Genomic DNA, 24,165 nt, shown 5'->3' with positions numbered 1-24,165 from the left:
CCTTAGCGCTGATGGCGAATGCGTGGGTTGGCCAGGCCGTACAAGATATCGACGACGAAGTTGACCATGATGACCAGGCAGGCGATCAGCAGGATGCCGTTTTGCACCACCGGATAATCACGTGCGCCAATGGACTCGATCAGCCATTTGCCCACCCCGGGCCAGGAGAAAATAGTTTCAGTCAGCACCGCGCCTGCGAGCAGCGTGCCGACCTGTAGACCGATCACCGTGAGCACCGGGATCAGCGCATTGCGCAGGCCATGAACGAAAACCACCCGCGCTGGCGACAGGCCTTTGGCGCGCGCGGTACGCACATAGTCTTCGCGCAGCACTTCGAGCATGGCCGAGCGGGTCATGCGGGCGATGACGGCCAGTGGAATGGTGCCAAGCACGACTGCCGGCAAGATCAGGTGTTGCAGGGCGTCGACAAAGGCGCCTTCTTCATCCGAAAGCAGGGTGTCGATCAGCATAAAGCCGGTGCGCGGCTCTATGTCGTAGAGCAGGTCAATGCGTCCTGATACGGGGGTCCAGCCAAGCCAGACCGAGAAGAACATGATCAGCAGCAGGCCCCACCAGAAAATCGGCATGGAGTAACCGGCCAGTGATATGCCCATGACGCCGTGATCGAACAATGATCCCCGCTTGAGCGCTGCAATCACGCCGGCAATCAAGCCGACGGTTCCTGCAAACAACAAGGCGGCCAGCGACAGCTCAAGGGTCGCAGGGAAGAGAGTGATGAACTCATGCCAGACACTTTCGCGGGTACGTAGTGACTCGCCCAGGTCGCCGTGGGCAAGGTTGCCGATGTAGTCGAAATACTGGGCATACAGCGGTTTGTCCAGGCCCAGGCGATGCAGTGCCTCGGCGTGCATGGCTGGGTCGACACGGCGCTCGCCCATCATCACTTCCACCGGGTCACCGGGAATCATCCGGATCAATGCGAAGGTCAGTAGGGTCACGCCGAAGAAAGTCGGGATCAGTAGTCCCAAACGCCTGGCAATAAAAGACAACATAGGGTTTTAACACTCCAGCAATTTTCGGTTCACCTGGCTGCGTGGCCTGGCGATGTTGTTATAACGAGTGCGCAACATGACCCAATACAGTGTTTGCATTCGGTCAGCCTCGGCTATTAAGGCTTGATGCTCACGCGCGCGTAGTTATTTGAGCCCAGGGGACTCTGCACAAAGCCCTGCACATTGGTGCGCAGGGCGGTGAACTGTTTTGGATAGGCAAGGGCAATCCAGGGTGCCTGGTCCTGAAATATCGACAACGCCTCGCGATAGAGCGCAGCACGTTGCGAGCGTTGGTTTACCCGGCGTGCTTCATTGAGTAGGGCGTTGAAGTCTTTGTTACACCAACCTGACATGTTTTCACCGGACTTTGCCGCAGCGCATGACAGGTTTGGCGTGAGGAAATTGTCTGGGTCGCCGTTGTCGCCAGCCCAGCCCATAAACACCAAGTCGTGTTCGCCGTTTTTGGCACGCTTGATCAACTCGCCCCATTCATAGACGCGGATATCTGCTGTGATACCGATGGCGGCGAGGTCTGCCTGAAGCATTTGCGCGCCAATGCCGGGGTTGGGGTTGGTCGGGCCGCCACCTGGGCGCGTCCAGATCGACAGCTTGAAGCCATCGGCGTGCCCCGACTCTTCAAGCAATTGCCGCGCGCGCTTTACATCATTGGGCCAGCCAAGCAATTGTGCGTCATGGCCCCAGAGCGTCGGTGGATAAGGCGCAACGGCAGGCGTTGCACCTTCCTCGCCATATTGCGCGCGTACATAGGCGGCCTTGTCGAATGCCATGTTCAGCGCCCGGCGTACACGCACATCGTCCAGCGGTGGTCGGCGGGTGTTGATCGCGATGTAGGCTGTCAGCAGCGAGTCCAGCGCCTGGACCTTGATCCCGTTGCTGGTCTTGAGCGCCGCAATGTCAGTGGGCCGTGGATAGAGCGCTATCTGGCAGGCGTTGGCCTTGAGTTGCTGAATGCGCACATTCGGATCAGGGGTGATGGCGAACAGCAGCTTCTTGATGGCTGGCGTGCCGTCCCAGTAGTCCGGGTTGGCGTGAAAGCGTATTTGCGAATCCTTGCTGTAGCGGTCAAACACAAAGGGGCCGGTGCCAATCGGATGGCTGTTGAGCTGCTTGCTGTTGTTTTGGGCCAGTAGCTGGTCGGCGTACTCGGCAGAATAGATAGAGGCAAAGCCCATCGCCATATCGGCCAGAAAGGGTGACTCAGGGTGATTCAGGGTGAAGCGCACTGTGTGGTCGTCGAGCTTGTCGATGCGCTCAATGATGCTGGCCATGCCCATTGATTCTGCGTAGGGATAGCCGCGCAGCGCCTGGTCGTGCCATGGGTGCTTGGGATCGAGCTGGCGGTTGAAGCTCCAGAGTACATCGTCGGCATTGAAGTCACGGGTTGGGGTAAATGTCTTGGAGTGGTGGAACTTGACGTTCTGGCGCAGGTGGAAGGTGTAGCTCAGGCCGTCCTCGGAAATATCCCAGCGTTCGGCGAGCGCCGGTTCCAGGTCGGTGGTGCCCGGGACGAACCGGACCAGTCGTTCAAGCACTGTTTCTGCCGAAGCATCGGCAGTGACCGCCGCGCTGTATTGCACTACATCAAAACCTTCGGGGCTGGCTTCGGTGCAGACAATCAAGCTGTCTTCGTTCGCGGCTTCAGCGGCAGCGGTATCAAGGCCGGTGGCGAGCAACAGCAGGCTGAACAATACGAGTGATTTGGGTTTGGGCATTGAGTAATCCCTGATGCGTATGCGGAATGCGAGCAGCAGCCGTGTAGGGTGCCGGCGCCCGGTTATCCAGCCGAGGATTGCTCGGCTGGATAACAGCTGCCAGGGTTATTTCTCCACGCTTACACCGTAGAACGAGTTAAGGCCGAATGGACTGATTTTGAAGCCCTTGACCGATTTGCTCATTGGCTGGAATACGGTTGAGTGGGCGACCGGAGTGATAGGCACGTTGTCCTTCAGGATGTGCTGCGCCTGCATGTAGAGCTTGCTGCGCTCATCCTTGTCGTTGAGGGTTTTGGCTTTCTTGACCAGGCCGTCGAAGTCCTTGTTGCACCAGCGGCTGTAGTTGTTGCCGCCGATGGCATCGCAACCGTAGAGCACACCCAGCCAGTTGTCCGGGTCCCCATTGTCGCCAGTCCAGCCGATAAGGAGCGCATCGTGTTCACCTGCCTTGGCGCGCTTGTTGTACTCGCCCCACTCATAGCTGACGATCCTGGCCTTGATCCCGATCTTGGCCCAGTCTGCCTGCAGCATTTCAGCCATCAGCTTGGCATTCGGGTTGTAGGGGCGTTGCACCGGCATGGCCCATAGGGTGATTTCTGTACCTTCTTTGACACCCGCGTCCTTGAGCATCTGCTTGGCTTTTTCAGGATCGAAAGGGGCATCCTTGATGCTGTCGTCATAAGACCATTGGGTCGGCGGCAAGCTGTTGACGGCCAGCTGGCCCGCACCTTGGTAGACCGCGTTGATAATGGCTTTTTTGTTGACCGCCATATCCAGCGCCTGGCGCACTTCGAGTTTGTCGAATGGCGGGTGCTCGATGTTGTAGGCGATATAGCCAAGGTTGAAGCCTGCCTGGTCCGGCAGTTGCAGCTTGGCATCGGCCTTGAGCGATTCGATGTCCGCAGGACGTGGGAACACGCTGACCTGGCATTCACCAGCCTTGAGCTTTTGCATGCGCACCGAGGCGTCGGTGTTGATGGCGAAGATCAGGTTGTCGATCTTCACATCGTCCGGGTTCCAGTATTGCTTGTTGCCGGTGAAGCGAATCTGCGCATCTTTCTGGTAGCGCTTGAACACGAACGGGCCAGTGCCGATTGGCTTTTGGTTGATGTCGCTGGCTTTGCCTTCTTTCAACAGCTGAGCCGCATACTCGGCGGACTGGATGGAGGCGAAGCTCATGGCCAGGTTCTGGATAAATGCCGCATCGACGCTGTTGAGGGTGAAGCGCACCGTCATGTCATCGACCTTGTCGATTTTGGCGATGTTTTGATCCATGCCCATGTCGGTGAAGTAAGGAAACTCTGTTGGATAGGCTTTGCGAAATGGATCGTCTTTGTTGAGCATGCGGTGGAAGGTGAACAGCACGTCATCCGCATCAAAGTCGCGGCTTGGCTTGAAGTAGTCGGTGGTATGGAACTTGACGCCAGGGCGCAGGTGGAAGGTGTAGGTCAGGCCGTCATCGGAGATATCCCACTTTTCGGCAAGGCCAGGAATGACTGTGGTACCACCCCGTTCAAATTGAGTCAGGCGATTGAATACGGTCTCTGCGGCCGCATCAAAGTCGGTGCCCGTGGTGTAGAGCGCAGGGTCGAAGCCTGCAGGACTGCCTTCTGAACAAAACACTAGATTGCTTGCGGCCTGGGCAAATGGCGCGCTGGCGAGTAGTCCAGCTACGAGCATTGCCTGGATGACGGCATTCTTACGCATAGAAACCTCATGGTTGTTGTGGTTATGTTGAGGGGCCCCTTGTGGAGACCTTGGATCAAACTATGCAGGGCACATGCCGGAGACAAGTGCGCCAAGTCATAAACAGGGCTATCAGTAGGTGTGGTGTAACTTGCTGTCGCATTTAGACAAAATTTAGGCCAGAACATGGCGAAACGCCGCTATAGAAGCATAGCGGCGCTGAGCGATTATGGTGCTGTGAAGTGTTACCTTTTAGGGCATCTGCACTTCGATGACGCCATCGGCATTAACCGTGACCTGGCTGGTGCCAGCCTCAACTTCCGGTGGCGCCGAGTCCATCATCATTTTCATGCTTGAGCCGCGCGCCATGCGAATGGGCATTGGTGGCTGGAACCCCCCGCTGTTGATGTTCAGGCTCACCAGCTTATAGCCTTTGCCGCCCAGGGCTTGGGTGGCCAGGTCTGCGCGGGCTTTGAAGGCTTCGACTGCATCCTTGAGCATGGCGTCTTCCTTGCTCTTGCGCGTGTTGTCGGCAATGCTGAAACTCATTGAGCCCATCTGCATGGTTTTCAGCATCTCACCGGTTAGCTTGGATAGCTTGGCAAAGTCTGCACTCTCAAGGCGCACTTCGGCGCGCTCGCGCCAGGCGATGATCTTCTTGCCTTTGTCGTCATACACCGGATAACTGTTGCGGCTGCCGGTTGCCACGCTGACACCCTCCACGGCGCGCGCTTGTTTCAGGGCCGCATTGAGGGTTTGGGTGGTTTCTGCAGCGAGCGCTGCGGGGTCAGTATTTTGCGACTCGGTATAGAAGGTCACGTGCATCAGATCATGGGCGATTTCTTGACTGACTTCAGCGCGCAGCGCCACTTGGTTGTAGTGGGCTTCATCGGCATGTACCGAGAAGCTCAGCAGGCTGCCGGCTGTCAGCAACAGGGCAGTGGCAAAGCGTGGGAGGCGTGAAATTGGTTGCATGGAGACTTCCTTAGTTGTCGAGTTGGCGCACATGCGCACTGGGTTCAAAAGAGTAGACGGCGTTTATTGTCGATTGGGGTTAAACAAAATTAAAAAAATAAATCGACCGGGCGGCAGTCTGTTTATTGGCCTGTTTAACCAGGAGCAGGAATTGCTCGCCTGGCTATCTGAAATGACTTCGAGTGCTCTGGCCCGATGTTGTTCAGCCGACAGCTGTTGCAAAAAGCGTCGGCTGCGGCGTGTTGACGCACTAAGCCGTTTGGTGGCTTGGTTATACTCGCCAGACTTGTTACAGGCGTTCTTGGAGAGCTTATGCTCGCACCGGTGCAGTTGTTGTCGGCCAGTCGGCAAAATCTCAGGCGTTTGATCCTGATTCGCTTTTTGGTGCTCGCCGCCCAGGCGGGCGCGGTGGGGCTGGTCTATAAATCGGGTTTGCTGGTGCTGCCCTGGTTTGAACTGAGTATTACCCTGGGCCTGTCTCTGGTCCTGTGCTTGCTTACGGCCCTGCGTTTGCGAGGGCCGTGGCCGGTGACCGAGCAGGAATATGCGCTGCAGCTGAGTTTCGACTTGATTATCCACAGCGTCTTGCTGTTCTACTCTGGCGGCTCCAGCAACCCCTTCGTGTCTTATTACCTGGTGCCCTTGACCATTGCAGCCGCGACCTTGCCCTGGCTCTACACCGTGACTTTGTCAGGACTGGCGCTAACCGGTTATACCTTGCTGTTGGTCTGGTCGCATTCGATTGCCGTGCCCCAGGAACAGCGCCAGAGCCTGCTGATCTACGGCATGTGGCTGAGTTTTGCCATGGCCGCCGGGCTGATTACCTTTTTCGTTGCGAAAATGGCCGAAGAACTGCGTGGCCAGGATCAACAGCGCGCAGAGCGGCGCGAAGAGAACCTGCGTGACCAGCAATTGTTGGCGGTTGCCACCCAGGCGGCCGGAGCTGCACATGAACTGGGTACGCCACTGGCGACCATGAGCGTGTTGATCAAAGAGTTGCGCCGTGAGCATCCCGAGCCATTGCTGCAAGAAGATCTGGCTGTGCTGCAGGAACAGGTGAAGCTGTGCAAAGACACGCTGCAGCAGTTGGTTCGCGCCGCCGAAGCCGACCGCCGCCAGGCCGTTGTCGAACAGTCGAGTGTTGAGTGGCTGGAGGTCACGCTCAATCGTTGGCACCTGATGCGCCCTGAAGCGAGCTATCGTTACCAGTGTCTGGGCCGTGGTACGCCGCCGCGGCTGATGCCGCCAGCAGATCTGACCCAGGCCTTGCTTAACCTGTTGAATAACGCTGCCGATGCCCACCCAGACAAACTGGATATCCGCCTGAACTGGGACCACCAGTGGCTGTACCTGACCATCCGCGATTTTGGAGCCGGTGTGCCGCTGGCGATTGCCGAGCAACTGGGGCGCCCCTTCTTCACCACCAAGGGCAAGGGATTTGGCCTGGGCTTGTTTTTAAGCCAGGCCAGCGTTACGCGGGCAGGCGGTACGGTTAAACTGTATAACCATGAAGAGGGTGGCACGCTTACCGAGTTGAAACTGCCGCGTGCCTATGGCCGCGCATAAATGCGACCTGCAAGGGAGCCGATTGCTCGCCCCCTCTTGAGGGCTGTAGCAAGGACTGCCCTAGCACGGGCTGCCCCAGCATGGGCTGCCCCAGTAATACCGAACACAGTAGTTTTTCAGCGGTTTCCAAGGAGTTAAGCATGTCTGAAGAGGCACTATTTGAAGGTGACGAGCAGCCGCATCTGTTGTTGGTCGACGATGACCCAACCTTTACCCGGGTCATGGCGCGGGCGATGAGTCGTCGTGGCCTGCGTGTATCAACCGCAGGTTCTGCCGAAGAAGGCTTGCTATTGGCCGAGCAGGATATGCCGGAGTACGCAGTTGTCGACCTGAAGATGGATGGTGATTCAGGCCTGGTACTTTTGCCTAAACTGCTTGAGCTCGATGCCGAGATGCGGGTGGTCATACTTACCGGATATTCGAGCATTGCCACTGCTGTCGAGGCGATCAAGCGCGGTGCCTGCAATTACCTGTGCAAGCCGGCGGATGCCGATGACGTGCTGGCGGCCCTGCTGACGCAACATGCCGACCTCGACAGCCTGGTCCCGGAAAATCCGATGTCGGTCGATCGCCTGCAGTGGGAGCACATTCAACGCGTATTGGCTGAGCACGAAGGCAATATCTCTGCGACTGCCCGTGCCCTGGGCATGCATCGACGGACCTTGCAGCGCAAGTTGCAAAAGCGACCGGTGCGTCGCTAAGGCATCTGCGAAAAACTACCGGGCTAGGCTTTACCGGGCCAGCCCATCCGCTGTGTGCAAATAGCTTGAGCATCTAGCCGCGACGGCGGCGGATGAAAAAAGCCGCATCGACCCGATTAGCCAAATCTTTTCATTGGCAAGCTTGCTATTATTGTTAGCAGGCTACGGACTTGTCCTGTTCTCCAGATCAAAACGTGCCTAGATACCTGGACGCCTGGAATTGGACTGAGGCAGCTGTGTTCGAAATCGTTCTGCAAACCGTCAGCATTACCGCACCTGTATTCGCCATGCTGTTCCTTGGCGTGGTGCTCAAGCGCTTGCGCTGGATTGATGACAACTTTATCGGCACGGCTTCGGAGCTGGTATTTCGCGGCACCATGCCGACCTTGCTGTTTCTCGGTATCGTCAACGCCGACATGAGCCAGGCCTTCAAGCCGGGACTGATAATCTATTTTGTGCTTGCCACCCTGGTCACCTTCGCCGTGGCCTGGGGCTGGGCGGTGCTGCGTTGCCCGGAGATTGAGCGCGGCATCTATACCCAAGGTGCATTTCGTGGAAACAATGGCGTCGTTGGCCTGGCCCTGGCGACCAGCATGTACGGTGACTATGGCCTGGCGATAGGCAGCGTGCTCGCCGGAGTGGTGATCTTTTGCTACAACATCCTCTCCGTGCTGGTGCTGGCGATATATAGTCCCGGTGCCAAGACTGATCCGGGCACATTGTGCAAAAGCATCCTGACCAACCCGCTCATTATCGGCGTGGCACTGGCGGTCCCCTTCGCCTATTGGCAGATAGAGCTGCCGCAATGGCTGCTGGCGTCGGCCGAATACTTCGCACACATGACGCTGCCTTTGGCGCTGATCTGCATTGGCGGCACACTGTCCCTGGCCTCCATGCGCCAGAGCAGCGATATTGCAATCGGCTCAAGTATGATGAAGCTGGTCTGGTTGCCGCTGCTAGCCACGCTTGGCGCATGGCTGGCGGGCTTTCGCGATGCTGATCTGGCTGTTTTGTTTCTCTACTTCGCCAGCCCAACTGCGGCGGCGAGCTATGTCATGGCTCGCGCGGCCAATGGTAACCATGAACTGGCAGCGGCGATTATCGTGATCACCACGCTAGGCTCTGTGGTTTCCATCAATATTGGCTTGCTGATATTGCAAGCTCTTGGCTGGATCTAGGCCCTGATACCGCCCTGGTTTGTTTGCGCTCGGCCACATAGCGGTTGAAGGCATCGAAATCACTGGTACAGAGGAGCGGGGCGATGGCCCTGATTTCTTCGGCAGGCCAGTCCCACCAGGCGGACTCTTGCAGCATCTGCCGGGTTGGTTCATCGAAGCGCCAGCGGATCAGGCGTGCAGGATTGCCCCCCACCACTGCGTAGGCCGGAACATCTTTGGTGACAACGGCACCCGCAGCGACTATTGCACCATCGCCAATGGTCACGCCAGAAAGAATCATGGCCTTTGAGCAGATCCAGCAATCATTGCCGATGATGACGTCACCATTGCTGCCGTGCGCATCCACGATATGAGCGAGTTCTTCCATCTGCAGTGGGAATGGATAGCTGGTTATCCAGTCGGTGCGGTGATGACCACCCAGGTAGATATTTACGTCACCCGCAATTGAGGTGTAGGCACCCACATGCAGTTTGGTGCCTTCATTCCAGTCATGGACTGTGGGCTTGCCGTAGGTCCCGTCGCCGAAGCTGTATTCTGGGTAACGCTGACGCAGTTTCAGCGCTCCTCGATAGAGCCTTGGCGAGTTTTGAATATACTTTCTGGCGCTGCGTTTAAGCAGCTTGGTTAAGCATTTCATATGTATCCCATCCATAGGATCGAAGCTATCCGCTAGCTAATACAAATATTACGGTAGTGTGATGTTGGTGATTTCTGTCGCTGTTTGAAGTTTGATGCGTGACAGACCAATAAAAGGTTCAGGCAAGGCGCTATTGTAAACGGCTCCGCGAACCAGTAAACGGGGCAGTTCGTCCGGATTTTTCTTGCCTGGGCATCAGTTTTTTTGCTGATGCTCGTCAATGATTTCCTGTGCGGCGCGGAATGCATCGATTGCAGCGGGGGCACCGGCGTAAGCTGCGCAATGGAGCAGCGTTTCGCGGATTTCCTCGACGCTGCAGCCATTGTTCAAGGCGCCGCGCACGTGGCCTTTTAGTTCCTGCGGGCACTTGAGCGCGGTGAGTGCAGCAAGGGTAATCAGGCTGCGGGTTTTGCGCTCCAGCCCTTCACGGTTCCAGACGGCACCCCAGGCATGGTTGTTGACGTAGTCCTGCAGTGGCTGGGTGAAGTCCGTGGCGTTGCCCAGGGCGCGATCGACGAAAGCATCGCCCATGACTTCGCGGCGCACCTGTTCGCCGTCTAGGGGTTTATTACTCATATTCGCCTGCTCCCGTGATTTGAGTATCAAGTCAGTCGCTGTTTCTGCCAGCTACGCACGCTGATAATAATCAAGGTGACCACTGTAAGTGGAATGACATAGCCGATCATGGCGTGGCCAAAGGTTTCAACAATCGGTCGGCCAGTGGCGAACAGCACCAGGTACAGGGTGTAGGCACCGTAATAGGCCAAAAACAGCAAGCCTTCCCAGCGATTGATTCGGTAGCCGGTGAAGAAAATCGGCAGGCAAGCCACTGCCACGGCAATCATCACCGGGAAGTCGAACGCCAGTGCATTGGGCGATACCGAAATAGGGTTTGGCGAAACCAGTGCCGCCAGCCCAAGTACGCTGAGCAGGTTGAACAGGTTGCTGCCGACGATATTGCCCACGGCGATATCGCGCTCGCCCTTGAAGGCGGCCAGGATCGAGGTGGCCAGTTCTGGCAGGGAGGTACCGATGGCGATTACCGTCAAGCCGATGACCAGTTCAGACAGACCCAGGGCGCGGGCCAGTGTCACTGCGCCTTCAACCAGGAAGTGCGAGCCGCCGACCAGCAGTGCCAGGCCAATGATGATCAGTATCAGGTTGATCAGCCATGCATTGGGTTTGGCTGGCTGGTCGAGCCCGAACTCTTCGGCAAACTCATCGTTGTCTTGATCAGCGCCTTGCTTACGGCTGCTGCGCACCAGAAAGAAGGTGTAGGCGACGATGCCCGTGAACAATATTGCGCCATCAATGCGGCTCAGGTCGCCGTCATAGGCGAGGCCAAAGGTGAGCAGGCTGGCGCCGATCATCAGGGGCACATCCATGCGGATCAACTGGCGCGAGACAACCAGCGGTGCAACCAGCGCGGTGGCACCCAGTACCAGCAATACGTTGGCGATGTTGCTGCCCACCACGTTGCCAATGGCCAGGTCGCCACTGCCGCTCATTGCCGACTGCACGCTGACGGCGGTTTCCGGGGCGCTGGTGCCGAAGGCAACCACCGTCAGGCCGATCACCAGCGGTGGTATGCCGAATTGGGCTGCCAGCTTGGCTGCGCCACGTACCAATACTTCAGCGCCAGCCACCAAGAGCACCAGGCCGGCGATCAGGTATACAAATGTCAGTAACGTCATACAGGGCTCCAGAAAGATGCGGCTAGTTTAGCCAGTCGCAGATTCGGCGCTAGAGGTAAATAAGGCGATTGGTAACCAGTCTTTACAGCTGATGGCTAGGGTTCCAGTAGCTTGATGCTGACCGGTACGACGCCATCGCGCAGCATGTCGAGTTGTTCGGCGGCTTTTTTTGACACGTCGATTATTCGTCCGCGAGCAAATGGGCCTCGGTCATTTATGCGCACTATCACGGTTTTATCATTGCGCAGGTTGGTCACCTGTACACGGCTGCCGAAGGGCAGGCTGCGGTGCGCCGCGGTGAGCGCGTTCTGGTCGAAGCGTTCGCCATTGGCGGTTTTCTTGCCATGATGCTGGGCGCCGTAATAGGAGGCGTTGCCCGTTGCGCTATAGCCCGCGCCAGTAGTCGAAGTGCGAGGGCTGTCGATGGTGTTGCTGGCGCAACCGGCCAGTAGGCTGAACAGTCCGAGGATCAACAGCGTAGGTCGCATACAGGCTCCGAAAAAAATCCTGAGCTGTTGCAATGCGTAGCTTGCCTGCCCTGCACAGCTCAAATTCTTGCTTACGACTAGCCACCTCTGGTGGCATTCGTCATCAGCCCTGCAAGCCAGAGGCTCCAGCTTGCAGGGCGGCGGCGCGAAGCTGATCTTGAAACAGTCAGCTCGTTTGTCGCGCGATGACTTGTTAGCCTTCGAGTTTCTTCTTGAGCAGTTCGTTCACTTGTTGCGGGTTGGCTTTGCCTTTGGAGGCTTTCATGGCCTGGCCGACGAAGAAACCGAACATCTTGCCGCGCTTGGCTTCTTCTGCTGCGCGGTATTGTTCAACCTGTTCGGCATTGGCGGCGAGCACCTCATCAAGCATGGCCTCGATTGCACCGCTGTCAGTCACTTGCTTGAGGCCTTTGGCTTCGATGACCTGATCAGCAGAGCCTTCGCCGGCGGCCATGGCTTCAAAGACCATCTTGGCGATCTTGCCGGAGATGGTGTTGTCCTTGATGCGCAGGATCATGCCGCCCAGTTGCTCGGCGCTGACCGGGGACTGCTCGATATCGAGGTTGTCCTTGTTGAGCAGGCTGGAAAGCTCGCCCATTACCCAGTTAGCGGCCAGCTTGGCGTCACCGCAGGTTTTTTCCACCGCCTCGAAGTAGTCGGCCATTTCACGGCTGGCTGCCAGCACGTTGGCGTCGTAGGCCGACAAGCCAAATTGCGCCTCGAAGCGCTCGCGTTTCTGCACGGGCAGTTCCGGCAGGGTGGCGCGCAAGTGCTCGAGGTAGCTCGGTTCGATAACCACAGGCAGCAGGTCCGGGCAGGGGAAGTAACGGTAGTCGTTGGCTTCCTCTTTGCTGCGCATCGAGCGGGTCTGGTCTTTGTTCGGGTCGTACAGGCGGGTTTCCTGAACAACTTTGCCGCCATCCTCGATCAACTCGATTTGACGCTGTACTTCATGGTTGATGGCTTTTTCAATGAAGCGGAACGAGTTGACGTTCTTGATCTCGGCGCGGGTGCCAAATTCAGCCTGGCCCTTGGGGCGTACCGATACGTTGCAGTCGCAGCGCAGCGAGCCTTCGGCCATGTTGCCGTCGCAAATGCCCAGGTAACGCACCAGTGCATGGATCGCCTTGACGTAGGCCACGGCTTCCTTGGCGCTGCGGATATCCGGTTCCGAGACGATTTCCAGCAGCGGCGTGCCAGCGCGGTTGAGGTCGATACCACTCATGCCCTGGAAGTCTTCGTGCAGGCTTTTGCCAGCATCTTCTTCAAGGTGGGCACGGGTGATGCCGATGCGCTTGACGGTGCCGTCTTCCAGGGTAATGTCCAAATGGCCGATGCCGACGATTGGGTCGTCCATCTGGCTGGTCTGGTAGCCTTTTGGCAGGTCCGGGTAGAAGTAGTTTTTACGCGCAAAAATATTGCGCGGGGCGATATGGGCATCAATTGCCAGGCCGAACATGCATGCCATGCGCACGGCTTCGGCATTGAGCACCGGCAGTGTGCCGGGCATGCCCAGGTCAACCAGGCTGGCCTGGGTATTAGGCTCGGCGCCGAATGTGGTGGCGCTGGCCGAGAAAATCTTCGACTGAGTCGCGAGCTGTGCGTGAATTTCCAGCCCGATCACGGTTTCCCATTGCATCTGAGTGATCCTTAAAATCCGGCTGGCACGCGAGTGTGCCAATCAGTGACTTGTTGATATTGGTGCGCCACGTTAAGCAGGCGACCCTCCTCGAAATACGGTGCCAGCAACTGCACGCCGACCGGCAAGCCGTCGATGAAACCGGCAGGCATCGACAAACCGGGAATGCCGGCCAGGTTGGCGGTGATGGTGTAGATGTCTTCAAGGTAGGCCGCGACCGGGTCGTTGCTCTTCTCGCCAAGTTTCCAGGCCGGGTTGGGCGTGGTCGGGCCAAGAATCAGATCGACATCGTTGAATGCAGCCACGAAGTCGTTCTTGATCAAGCGGCGGATCTGCTGCGCCTTGATGTAGTAGGCATCGTAATAACCGGCAGACAGGGCATAGGCCCCCACCATGATCCGGCGCTTGACCTCGGCACCGAAGCCTTCACCGCGCGAGCGCTTGTAAAGGTCTTCAAGGTTGGCCGGGTTCTCGCAGCGATAGCCAAAGCGCACGCCATCGAAGCGCGACAGGTTGGACGATGCTTCGGCAGGGGCAATGACGTAGTAGGCCGCAATCGCGTTCTGGGTGTTGGGCAGGCTGATGTCTTTGACTGTGGCACCCAGGGCTTTCAATTGCTCAACCACGGCCATTACCGCGTCTGCGATACGGCTGTCGAGGCCAGCGCTGAAGTATTCCTTCGGCAAGCCAATGCGCAAGCCTGTCAGCGGCTTGGTCAATGCGGCAAGGTAATCATCAACCGGCTGATCGACACTGGTGGAGTCTTTGGGGTCGAAACCGGCCATGGCCTGCAGCATCAGTGCGCAGTCTTCTGCCGTGCGGGCCAGTGGGCCACCCTGATCGAGGCTGGATGCATAGGCAATCATGCCCCAGCGGGAGACGCGGCCATAGGTCGGCTTGATCCCGGTGAGGTTGGTCAGCGCGGCCGGTTGACGAATCGAGCCGCCGGTGTCGGTGCCTGTAGCTGCAGGCAGCAGGCGCGCAGCTACGGCCGCTGCCGAGCCGCCAGAGGAGCCGCCCGGGACGCGCTCGAGGTTCCACGGGTTCTTGACCGCGCCATAGTGGCTGGACTCGTTGGCCGAACCCATGGCGAATTCGTCCATGTTCAGCTTGCCCAGGGTTACCGCGCCAGCCGCCGCCAGTTTTTCAACCACGGTGGCGTTATAGGGGGCTTTGAAGTTGTCGAGCATCTTCGAGCCGCAGCTGGTGCGAATGTCGAGGGTGCAAAACAGGTCTTTATGACCGATGGGGGCGCCGAGCAGGGCGCCAGTCTCGCCTGCGGCTCGACGTGTGTCAGCGGCTTTGGCTTGTTGGATCGCGAGGTCTTCAGTGACGCTGATAAAGCTATTGAGTTGCGGATCGAGTTGCTGAATACGCGCCAGCAGGGTGCGGGTCAGTTCTTCGGATGAGAATGTCTTGTCGGCGAGTCCGCGGGCGATCTCGGCCAGAGTCAGTGGATGCATGCTAGGCTCTTTCCCTTACTCGATAACTTTTGGAACAAGATAGAGTCCGCTTTCGACCGCCGGGGCAATTGCCTGGTAGTCGTCGCGATGATTTGTTTCAGTCACTTCGTCGGCTCGCAGGCGTTGTGTCGCCTCCAAGGGATGAGCCAAAGGTTCTATACCGTTGGTGTCGACCGACTGCATGTGGTCAATTAGGCCGAGAATGTTGTTGAGGGTCTCGGTAGTTTGTGGGATTTCGCTGTCATTAAGGCCCAGTCGTGCCAAATGGGCGATTTTTTCCACTTCGGAGCGTTCAAGCGCCATTGGATTTCCCTGTGTTAAGCCGCCTGTAAAAAGGCCGCCTTAAAGTGTGATTGAGTCGTCATGCATGCGATATGCAGGGAACGTATTTCGCAAACCTGCGGTCAAAGGCCGCGATGGTGGGGCACAAGCCCGGAAAAACAGGCAATCTAACACATTGGTGCCTTGCTCAAAATCCCTTCCATTGTTAGAGTTTGCCGCACTTTTTTTACCCACGCGTTTCCTAGGGTCCTATATCCCATGTTCAAAAAACTGCGTGGCATGTTTTCCAGCGATCTCTCTATTGACCTGGGCACTGCCAATACCCTTATTTATGTTCGCGAGCGCGGAATTGTTCTCAATGAGCCTTCCGTCGTTGCTATCCGTACCCACGGTAACCAGAAGAGCGTCGTTGCTGTCGGTACAGAGGCCAAGCGCATGCTGGGTCGTACACCGGGCAACATTGCCGCAATTCGCCCGATGAAAGACGGCGTTATCGCCGACTTTAGTGTCTGTGAAAAGATGCTGCAGTACTTTATCAACAAGGTTCACGAGAACAGCTTTCTGCAACCCAGCCCACGGGTTCTGATCTGTGTGCCATGCAAGTCGACCCAGGTTGAACGTCGCGCCATCCGCGAATCTGCAATCGGTGCCGGTGCCCGCGAAGTGTTTCTGATCGAAGAGCCAATGGCAGCGGCGATCGGTGCCGGCCTGCCGGTTGAAGAAGCGCGTGGCTCCATGGTCGTGGATATCGGTGGTGGTACCACTGAAATCGCCCTGATCTCCCTCAACGGTGTGGTTTACGCTGAATCCGTACGTGTCGGCGGTGACCGTTTCGACGAAGCCATCATTACCTACGTGCGTCGTAACTACGGCAGCCTGATCGGTGAGTCGACGGCTGAGCGCATCAAGCAGGAAATCGGTACTGCCTATGCGGGTGGCGAAGTACGCGAAGTTGATGTCCGTGGCCGCAACCTGGCTGAAGGCGTGCCGCGTAGCTTCACGCTCAATTCCAATGAGGTGCTCGAAGCGCTGCAAGAGTCGCTGGCGACTATTGTCCAGGCAGTCAAGAGCGCGCTGGAGCAATCCCCCCCAGAGTTGGCTTCCGATATCGCCGAGCGTGGCCTGGTGCTGACCGGTGGCGGTGCGCTGCTGCGTGACCTCGACAAGCTGCTTGCCCAGGAAACCGGTCTTCCGGTGATTGTTGCCGAAGATCCGCTCACCTGTGTTGCACGTGGCGGCGGTAAGGCGCTAGATATGATGGATCGCCACACCATGGACTTGCTGTCCACGGAGTAAAGCCTTCCGTTTTAGGGATTCTCTGAAAAAGGTAGCGAGCGTAGATAGTACAAGGCAGAAAATGCGAAAAAGTGGCGTTTAGCGGCCTAAATGAGCATTTTGAACAGTTTTTTAACGCCGTAATATCGAGCGCAGTAGTTTCTCAGAGTCTCCCTAAACAAAAGCTGCAAGGCGGGCCCCAGGCTCACTTGCAGCTTTTTGTTAATGTCTGATGCTACGAGGACCCGCCTATCAAACCGCTATTTGCCAAAGGACCTTCGCTCGGTGTGCGCCTGCTGGTGCTGGCCGTGCTTTCGGCTGCCTTGATGGTGGTGGATGCGCGTTTTGATGTGCTCAAGCCTGTGCGCAGCCAGTTGGGCGTGATTGTCGAGCCGGTGTATTGGCTGGGTAGCTTGCCTGTGACGCTGTGGGAGAACACCACCCAGGAGCTGAGTTCGCGCACCGAGTTGGTGGCCGAGAATGAAAAGCTCAAGACCGAACGCCTGTTGATGCAGCGGCGCCTGCAAAAGCTGGCGGCGCTGACCGAGCAGAATGTGCGCTTGCGCGAGTTGCTCAATTCGGCGGCACTGGTTGATGACGATGTGCTTGCGACCGAGCTGATCGGTATTGACCCGAACCCGTTTACCCATCGCATCCTGATTGATAAAGGCTCCAAGGACGGCGTGGTCATTGGCCAGCCGGTGCTTGATGCGCGAGGGCTGATGGGGCAAGTGGTCGAAGTCATGCCTTATTCGGCGCGGGTCTTGCTGCTCACCGATACCAACCACAGTATTCCTGTTCAGGTGAATCGTAACGGTTTGCGAGCGATTGCCAGCGGCACCGGTAACCCCGAGCGGCTTGAGTTGCGCCATGTGGCCGATACAGCGGACATCAAGGAAGGCGACCTGTTGGTGAGCTCTGGCCTGGGCCAGCGTTTTCCGGCGGGCTATCCGGTGGCGACTGTGTCGCAGGTGATTCACGACTCGGGCCAGCCTTTTGCTATTGTCAGGGCCATTCCAACCGCCAATCTCAACCGCAGCCGCTACATGTTGCTGGTGTTCACCGACCCGCGTTCGCCAGAGCAACGGGCCACTGAGTCTGCCGAAGCGCAGGAAGCCGAGGATCGCCAGGCAACCGAGCCAGGGGCGCGCACTGCGCCACCTGCAGGCGAACAGGCTCCGGCCGCCGCGCCAGCGTCTTCCAGTCCGGCTCCGGCGCCGCCAGTACCCGCGCAACCAGAAGGGACGCAGCAATGAGCAGTGTGCGTGCACGCAATACCTGGGTCGTCTGGCTGAGCTTGATGTTTGCGCTGTTGCTCAGTGTTTCGAGCCTGCCTGCGTTCATGGAAATTGGTCGGCCGCTGTGGCTTGCGCTATTTCTGACCTATTGGGTGCTGGCGCTACCGCACCGGGTTGGCATGGCAACCGCCTGGGTATTCGGCTTGTTGGCGGATGTGCTCAATGGCTCCCTGCTCGGCCAGAACGCGCTGATCCTCAGTCTGATCACCTTCCTGGTGTTGAGCCTGCACCAGCGTTTGCGGATGTTCCCGATGTGGCAACAGTGCCTGGTGTTGATGGTCGTATTTGGCCTGGCGCAGTTGGTACAGTTGTGGCTTAACGCACTAACCGGCAGTCGGCCGCCGACCCTTGCCTTTATCCTTCCGGCGGTGATCAGTGTGCTGCTTTGGCCGTGGGTCAGCGTTATCCTGCGCAGTATCCAGCAGCGCTTGGGCGTCAATTAAGCTGGCACTTTCAAATTCGACAAGGAGAATTCTGCATGGCCACGTTGTATCTGGCGTCAGGTTCGTCGCGTCGGCGTGAGTTGCTCACCCAGATTGGCGTACCCTTCATCACCCAAGTGAGCTCGATAGATGAAGCCGTACTGCCCGATGAGCAGCCAGGTACTTATGTAGAGCGCCTGGCCCGGGCAAAGGCACAGGCAGTCTTCGAATCCCTTGATTCACCGGCCGACGCTGTCGTGCTCGGGTCGGATACGGCGGTCGTTCTCGACGGCAAAATCCTCGGCAAGCCAGCCGACCGGAGTGAGGCGCTGGCGACCCTGCAGGCGTTGTCGGGGCGCGAACATCAAGTATTGACTGCGGTCGCGCTGGTCGCGCGCGATAAAACCAAAGCCTTGGTGGTGACAAGTCAGGTAACCTTTAGATGTATTTCAGAGGCTGAAGCACAGGCATACTGGGCCAGCGGTGAACCGCAAGATAAAGCGGGCAGCTATGGCATCCAGGGGTTGGCGGCCGTGTTCGTCAGCCAATTGCAGGGCAGTTATTCGGCAGTGGTTGGCCTGCCCCTGTGTGAAACAGCTGAGTTACTCGCAGAATTTGCAGTTCCGTGCTGGCAAACCTTGCCAGTCCACACTTAAGGAAGTTGTAGGTCACGGGCGAGCGGGCTCCCCGAGTTTGCAGCTTCATCTCAAAAGAGATGGACGCATGAGTGAAGAAATCCTGATCAACATCACGCCGATGGAATCGCGCGTGGCAGTAGTCGAAAACGGTGTGTTGCAGGAAGTCCATGTCGAGCGTACACAGCGCCGCGGGATTGTCGGCAACATCTACAAGGGCAAGGTGGTTCGCGTGCTGCCAGGGATGCAGGCAGCGTTTGTCGACATTGGCCTTGAGCGTGCCGCCTTTATCCATGCGTCTGAAATTTCCAGCCGCGAAGGCGCTGCCGTCGAATCCATCAGCGCCCTTGTGCATGAGGGGCAGAGCCTTGTGGTGCAGGTCACCAAGGACCCGATTGCCAGCAAGGGGGCGCGGCTGACCACGCAGCTATCCTTGCCCTCGCGCTACCTTGTCTACATGCCGCGCACCAGCCACGTTGGCATTTCCCTGAAGATCGAAGACGAGGCCGAGCGTGAACGCCTCAAGCAAGTGGTCGCCGATTGTGTCGGTGCCGAGGGCAGTGAAGAGGCCGGTGGCTTTATCCTGCGCACTGCCGCCGAAGGTGCGGGTGCCGATGAAATTCTGGTGGATATCCGTTACGTACGCCGGTTGTGGGGACAAATCGCCGGGCAGATGAAGTCCGCGCCGTCGCCCTCGGTGATCTATGAAGACCTGAGCCTGGCCTTGCGTACATTGCGTGACCTGGTCAGCCCGCGCACCGAGAAAATCCGCATTGATTCGCGTGAAACCTTCCAGAAGATCACCCACTTTGTCAGCGAGTTGATGCCGGAGATTTCCGACCGCCTTGAGCATTACCCGGGCGAGCGACCGATTTTCGATCTCTATGGTGTTGAGGACGAGATCCAGAAAGCCCTCGACCGCAAGGTACCGCTGAAGTCCGGAGGCTACCTGGTGGTCGACCCGGCTGAGGCGATGAGCACCATTGACGTCAATACCGGCGCTTTTGTCGGGCATCGCACGCTAGAAGAAACCATTTTCAAGACCAATCTGGAAGCCGCCACGGCCATTGCCCGGCAACTGCGTTTGCGCAACCTGGGTGGGATCATCATCATCGACTTCATCGACATGGAAGATGAAGAGCACCAGCGCCAGGTTCTGCGGACCCTGGAAAAACAATTAGAGCGCGATCACGCAAAGACCAATATCATTGGGATTACCGAGTTGGGTCTGGTGCAGATGACCCGCAAGCGCACGCGCGAGAGTCTTGAGCAGGTGCTCTGTGAACCTTGCGCTTGTTGTCAGGGACGCGGCAAGTTAAAAACCCCGGAAACCACCTGCTATGAGATTTTCCGGGAAATATTGCGTGAAGCAAGAGCCTATCAGCCAGAGGGATACAGGGTGTTGGCCAATCAAAAAGTTGTAGACCGTCTGCTCGACGAAGAGTCAGGCAACGTTGCAGATCTAGAGGCGTTCATCGGTCGCACCATCAAGTTCCAAGTGGAAACCATGTACTCCCAGGAACAATACGATGTGGTGCTGTTGTGACGTACTTGCCCGCTAAACAGGTTTGAGTTAGTTGGCACGCTCAGGAGGCTGGCTGGCAAGGGTTCTGCGTTGGAGCCTCGGGCTCTGTGCGCTGGTGTTAATTACCACGGCGCTGCTGGTCAGTCTTGGCCGGCTGTTCACCCCGATGGTTGCCGAATACCGCATCCAGGTCGAAGACAAGGCGCAGGCAGTCTTGGGCCTGCCTGTGTCCATAGGCTCGCTGGTAGGTAGCTGGCACGGCCTGGCCCCGGTATTTGTGGCCCACGACGTGACCCTGGGCAAAGGCGCAAATGCCGTACGCCTTGATCAGATTCGCCTGATTCCCGATCTGGTCGCCAGTGCAATGGCCATGCAGCCTCGCGCCGAATTACTGGCGATCGATGGGCTGCAGTTGAGTGTGGTGCAGGGCGACAGCGGCCAATGGCAGGTCGAAGGCCTACCCAGGCCGCAAGACGATACAGCGATTGATGTCGAAAAACTGCTGGCCCAGTTGAAAATGGTGCGACACCTGTCGCTGCTCAACAGCCAGGTGACCCTGGCGGCCGCAGGCCAGCCCGCACATAGCTTGCGTTATGTGAACCTGACATTGGGCTTTGCTGGCGGTCATCAGCGCCTGGACGGACGTTTGCAGTTGCCGGATGGCAAGCCCATGGAGTTGCAGGTGCGCACGCAGATGGACGTCAAGAAGTGGCGCGACCTGCAAGCTGAGGTTTACCTGCAATTACCCGAGACCGACTGGGCCAGCTGGTTGCCACAAGGTCTGACGCAAGAGTGGTCCTTGAGTCATTTGCAGCTTGGCGGGCAATTCTGGCTGTCCTGGGCCGACGGAGCCCTGCAGCGGGCGGTCACGCAAGTCAAAGTGGCCAGGCTTGAAGGCCAGTACGCTGAGCGCAAGCCGGCAAGCCTGACGGACATGCAACTCAACAGCTACTTCGGGCGTGATGCCGAAGGCTTGCAAGCCCAGTTGGCGAATTTTTCGGCGCGCGCAGGTGAGCAACAAATCGGCCCCATGAACCTTACCCTGCGACAGCATGCCAAGCAGGGAGATGCTACCGAGTTCTGGACGCTCAGTTTTGATCGCCTGGAGGTTGCGCCCTTGCTGCCGCTGGTGGAGTCACTGGCGCCAATACCAGACAAAGGGTTGTCGGCACTGGCCACGCTTAATCCTCGTGGCGCCCTGACCAACGCCACGGTTGGTTTTCACCCTGATGCAGAGGGTGATAAGAGGGTGCAGTTCGCAACCAATACCGATGCAATCAGCTTTTCGGCCTATGATCATGTGCCGGGCATTGAAAATATCACTGGCAGCGTCACCGGCGACCTGGGTTCGGGCACTATTCTGCTCGACGCCAAGGAGTTCTCGCTCGACCTGGCGACCTTGTTCCCCAAGGCCTGGCTGTATCACACCGCCCGTGGCCAGGTTGACTGGCGGATCAACGAGCAAGGCCTGACGTTGCGCAGCCCCTATGTCCAGGCCACGGGCGATGAAGGCAAGGCTGCGGCTGACTTTCTTATTCGCTTGACCGGTGATCCCGAGGTCGAGGATTACATGGATCTGCGTGTCGGCATTACCGAAGGCGATGCGCGTTTCACAGAAAAATACCTGCCCACACGGGTTCCGGAGTTCAGTCCGGAACTGGCCAATTGGTTGAAAACCTCGATCAAGGCCGGCGCTGTCGATCAAGGCTATTTCCAGTTTCAGGGCTCGCTCAACAAGGGGTCGAGCAAGGCATCCCACAGCATCAGCCTGTACTTTGCCGTGCATGACGCCGAGTTGGCCTATCAGCCGGGCTGGCCAGAGCTCAAGAATGCCCGGGGTGAAGTGCTGATTGAAGACGATCAGGTGCGCATACGTGTTCCACAAGGCCAGGTGTTGAACAGCACGGCGAAGAACGTCCAGGTCAGCATTCCACTTGAACGTCCGGATACACCACCAAACCTGCTGTTGACCGCCGACCTGGAAAGCAGTGTGGTCGATGCCCTGAAGATTCTTAAGGAAGCGCCGATTGGCACCTCCGACATCTTTGCCGGCTGGCAGGGCAAAGGTGATTTAACCGGTGCTCTGGACTTGGATATTCCTCTGCACAAGGGTGCGCCCCCCAAGGTGATCGTGGATTTCACGGCGAAGGATGCCGAGGTCAAAATCGGCAATCCCAAGCTTGATCTCAGCCATGTCTCTGGTGCGTTCCGTTATGACACGGCAAAAGGCCTGAGCGCGCCGAGCATCGAGGCCCAGTTGCTGGGCCATAAAGCCAGGGGCAAGGCCGTTGCGCAAGCGGTTAACGGCCGGGCAACCAGTTTGATTGATGTGAGCGGGCAAGTCCCGTTGCAGAGGCTGACCCAGTGGCTGGCGGTTACCCAGCCTATCCCTGCCAATGGCAATTTGCCCTACCGATTGCGCTTGAACATCGATGGTGAGCAAACCGGCCTGCAGATAGATTCCGGGCTTAAAGGTCTGGCAATCGACCTGCCAGCGCCCTTTGGCAAGTCTGCCGAGGATCAACGCAATGCGACACTGGAACTGGGGCTTGGCGGGGACCAGCGGAGCTACAAGCTGCGTTATGCAAACCTGCTGAGCTTCAATGGTGTCGCTCCCGCCAGTGATTTTCTGCAAGGCCGTGGCGAGTTGCGCTTGGGTGGCGGTTTGGCGCAACTGCCATCGCAGAAGGGGTATCGCTTACGCGGCTCGGTCGCAGAGCTGGACTTGTCCGATTGGCAGCGGGCAATCGAACCCTACATGAACTCATCCAAGGGTTCGGCGTTGCAGGCATTCAGCGATGCGCAGTTGGATATCGGACGCTTTGTCGGTTTTGGTAAAACGGTCAACAACCTTGGCTTGGGCGTGCGTCGTTCGGGGGCGGCCTGGGCCTTGTCAGTCGACAGTACGCTGGCCAAGGGCAATGTGATATTTCCAGATGCGTCATCCCGGCCAATCAGCGCGGACCTTGCCTATATCCACCTACCCGAAGATAAGCCAGGCACCACGGCTAAAGAAGAGGGACCCGATCCGCTGGCGGATGTAGATCCGCGCAAGATTCCTTCGATTGACCTCAAGGTGGCTGAAGTCAAACTGGGTAAGCAGTCGTTGGGGGCGTCGTCCTTGAAAGCTCGTCCGGCGGCCAACGGTGTCCAGTTCAGTGACCTGAATATCAACCTCGCGGGGTTGAGGGTTAACGGCACAGCAGGTTGGCAAGGTGAAGGCAGTGGCGCCAGAAGCTGGTACAAGGGCCGCTTTGAAGGCGAAAAGCTGCAAGATGTCTTGAAGGCCTGGGGCTTTGCTCCGACTGCAACCAGTGAGCATTTCCGCCTCGACGTGGATGGCAACTGGCCCGGCTCGCCCTTGAATCTTAGTCTGGCGCGGTTCAGTGGCGCTATGAACGCCTCGCTGCGCAAGGGCCAGTTCGTCGAAGTGCAAGGCTCGGCATCGGCATTACGGGTCTTTGGTTTGCTCAACTTCAACTCGATCGGCAGGCGCCTGCGTTTGGATTTTTCCGATTTGCTGGGTGAAGGCTTGAGTTACGACCGGGTCAAGGGTGATCTGCAGGCGACCAATGGCGTGTATGTGACCAGTCGGCCGATCACCCTCAAGGGGCCATCAAGCGACCTGGAACTCAATGGCACGCTGAACATGGTTGACGAGTCGATCGATGCCAAGTTACTGGTGACGCTACCCGTTACCAATAACTTGCCGATTGCCGCGCTGATCGTTGGCGCACCGGCAATCGGGGGGGCATTGTTTGTCGTCGATAAACTGCTTGGCGATCATTTCGCGCGCTTTGCCAGTGTGCAGTACGATGTCAAAGGGCCGATCCAGTCACCGAAGATCGACTTCGATAAACCCTTTGAAAAACCCAAATGAGCGGCTCGCCCGGCCTGCCAGAATATTGCCAGGGGCGTAGACTGACGGGAAACAGCTGTCTCGTCGGGGAGAGAT

At 57.7% G+C, this 24,165-nt stretch carries 20 protein-coding genes; 9 read left to right on the top strand and 11 right to left on the bottom strand.

Annotated elements, in window-relative coordinates:
- Positions 1-2 precede the first annotated feature (2 nt).
- The 4 genes from CHB79_RS09070 to CHB79_RS09055 all read right to left on the bottom strand — a co-directional run bounded on the left by CHB79_RS09070 (position 3) and on the right by CHB79_RS09055 (position 5,398).
- Positions 3-1,013 (bottom strand): ABC transporter permease subunit, encoded by a 1,011-nt coding sequence (locus CHB79_RS09070; RefSeq protein ID WP_010489754.1) that lies wholly within the window; start codon positions 1,011-1,013, stop codon positions 3-5.
- Positions 1,014-1,129: 116 nt separating this feature from the next.
- On the bottom strand, positions 1,130-2,746 hold the full coding sequence (locus tag CHB79_RS09065) for an ABC transporter substrate-binding protein (protein WP_089359631.1): 1,617 nt from the start codon (positions 2,744-2,746) through the stop codon (positions 1,130-1,132).
- Positions 2,747-2,851: 105 nt separating this feature from the next.
- A complete protein-coding gene (locus CHB79_RS09060) occupies positions 2,852-4,453 on the bottom strand; it encodes an ABC transporter substrate-binding protein (RefSeq protein ID WP_089359630.1) in 1,602 nt (533 codons plus the stop codon).
- A gap of 231 nt (positions 4,454-4,684) precedes the next feature.
- Positions 4,685-5,398, bottom strand: a complete 714-nt coding sequence (locus CHB79_RS09055; protein ID WP_089359954.1) for an SIMPL domain-containing protein — start codon at positions 5,396-5,398, stop codon at positions 4,685-4,687.
- Between the two features lie 321 nt (positions 5,399-5,719).
- Between CHB79_RS09055 and CHB79_RS09050 the strand changes: the two genes are divergently transcribed.
- The 3 genes from CHB79_RS09050 (at position 5,720) to CHB79_RS09040 (ending at position 8,852) form a co-directional block, all read left to right on the top strand.
- Entirely contained in the window at positions 5,720-6,973 is a 1,254-nt protein-coding gene (locus CHB79_RS09050; protein WP_089359629.1) for an ATP-binding protein, read from the top strand.
- A 140-nt stretch (positions 6,974-7,113) separates the two neighbouring features.
- Complete coding sequence (locus CHB79_RS09045) at positions 7,114-7,674, top strand: response regulator transcription factor (protein ID WP_010489763.1); 561 nt, start codon at positions 7,114-7,116, stop codon at positions 7,672-7,674.
- Positions 7,675-7,910: 236 nt separating this feature from the next.
- On the top strand, positions 7,911-8,852 hold the full coding sequence (locus CHB79_RS09040; RefSeq protein WP_010489765.1) for an AEC family transporter: 942 nt from the start codon (positions 7,911-7,913) through the stop codon (positions 8,850-8,852).
- Here the strand turns inward: CHB79_RS09040 and CHB79_RS09035 are convergent.
- The 7 genes from CHB79_RS09035 to gatC form a co-directional block, all read right to left on the bottom strand.
- Complete coding sequence (locus CHB79_RS09035) at positions 8,809-9,489, bottom strand: CatB-related O-acetyltransferase (protein ID WP_089359628.1); 681 nt, start codon at positions 9,487-9,489, stop codon at positions 8,809-8,811. The two genes, CHB79_RS09040 and CHB79_RS09035, sit on opposite strands and share 44 nt — an antisense overlap.
- 195 nt (positions 9,490-9,684) lie before the next feature.
- Positions 9,685-10,065 carry a carboxymuconolactone decarboxylase family protein gene (locus CHB79_RS09030; RefSeq protein ID WP_010489769.1) on the bottom strand — a complete coding sequence of 127 codons (381 nt, stop codon included), beginning with the start codon at positions 10,063-10,065 and terminating at the stop codon, positions 9,685-9,687.
- A gap of 26 nt (positions 10,066-10,091) precedes the next feature.
- Entirely contained in the window at positions 10,092-11,183 is a 1,092-nt protein-coding gene (locus tag CHB79_RS09025) for a calcium/sodium antiporter (protein ID WP_089359627.1), read from the bottom strand.
- 95 nt (positions 11,184-11,278) lie between these two features.
- Positions 11,279-11,671, bottom strand: a complete 393-nt coding sequence (locus CHB79_RS09020; RefSeq protein ID WP_029529666.1) for a septal ring lytic transglycosylase RlpA family protein — start codon at positions 11,669-11,671, stop codon at positions 11,279-11,281.
- Positions 11,672-11,864: 193 nt separating this feature from the next.
- Positions 11,865-13,310: an Asp-tRNA(Asn)/Glu-tRNA(Gln) amidotransferase subunit GatB gene (gatB, locus tag CHB79_RS09015; RefSeq protein ID WP_089359626.1), complete on the bottom strand. Its 1,446-nt coding sequence runs from the start codon at positions 13,308-13,310 to the stop codon at positions 11,865-11,867.
- Between the two features lie 11 nt (positions 13,311-13,321).
- A complete protein-coding gene (gene gatA / locus CHB79_RS09010) occupies positions 13,322-14,773 on the bottom strand; it encodes an Asp-tRNA(Asn)/Glu-tRNA(Gln) amidotransferase subunit GatA (protein ID WP_089359625.1) in 1,452 nt (483 codons plus the stop codon).
- A gap of 15 nt (positions 14,774-14,788) precedes the next feature.
- A complete protein-coding gene (gatC, locus tag CHB79_RS09005; RefSeq protein WP_089359624.1) occupies positions 14,789-15,076 on the bottom strand; it encodes an Asp-tRNA(Asn)/Glu-tRNA(Gln) amidotransferase subunit GatC in 288 nt (95 codons plus the stop codon).
- Between the two features lie 237 nt (positions 15,077-15,313).
- Here gatC and mreB point away from each other — a divergent pair, with 237 nt between their 5' ends.
- The 6 genes from mreB to CHB79_RS08975 all read left to right on the top strand — a co-directional run bounded on the left by mreB (position 15,314) and on the right by CHB79_RS08975 (position 24,090).
- Positions 15,314-16,351 (top strand): rod shape-determining protein MreB, encoded by a 1,038-nt coding sequence (gene mreB / locus CHB79_RS09000; RefSeq protein WP_010489781.1) that lies wholly within the window; start codon positions 15,314-15,316, stop codon positions 16,349-16,351.
- A gap of 266 nt (positions 16,352-16,617) precedes the next feature.
- Positions 16,618-17,586 (top strand): rod shape-determining protein MreC, encoded by a 969-nt coding sequence (mreC, locus tag CHB79_RS08995; RefSeq protein WP_245851400.1) that lies wholly within the window; start codon positions 16,618-16,620, stop codon positions 17,584-17,586.
- Positions 17,583-18,071, top strand: coding sequence for a rod shape-determining protein MreD (mreD, locus tag CHB79_RS08990; protein ID WP_089359622.1), 489 nt, complete (start codon positions 17,583-17,585; stop codon positions 18,069-18,071). The genes mreC and mreD overlap by 4 nt, the downstream gene beginning before the upstream one ends.
- Before the next feature lie 35 nt (positions 18,072-18,106).
- On the top strand, positions 18,107-18,706 hold the full coding sequence (locus CHB79_RS08985) for a Maf family protein (RefSeq protein WP_089359621.1): 600 nt from the start codon (positions 18,107-18,109) through the stop codon (positions 18,704-18,706).
- A gap of 67 nt (positions 18,707-18,773) precedes the next feature.
- On the top strand, positions 18,774-20,231 hold the full coding sequence (rng, locus tag CHB79_RS08980) for a ribonuclease G (protein ID WP_089359620.1): 1,458 nt from the start codon (positions 18,774-18,776) through the stop codon (positions 20,229-20,231).
- A gap of 31 nt (positions 20,232-20,262) precedes the next feature.
- Positions 20,263-24,090 (top strand): YhdP family protein, encoded by a 3,828-nt coding sequence (locus CHB79_RS08975; protein ID WP_245851399.1) that lies wholly within the window; start codon positions 20,263-20,265, stop codon positions 24,088-24,090.
- The last annotated feature ends 75 nt before the right edge of the window (positions 24,091-24,165 follow it).

Source organism: Pseudomonas segetis, from assembly GCF_900188155.1.
Lineage (GTDB): Bacteria > Pseudomonadota > Gammaproteobacteria > Pseudomonadales > Pseudomonadaceae > Aquipseudomonas > Aquipseudomonas segetis.
This window is presented reverse-complemented; position numbering and strand designations above follow the sequence as displayed.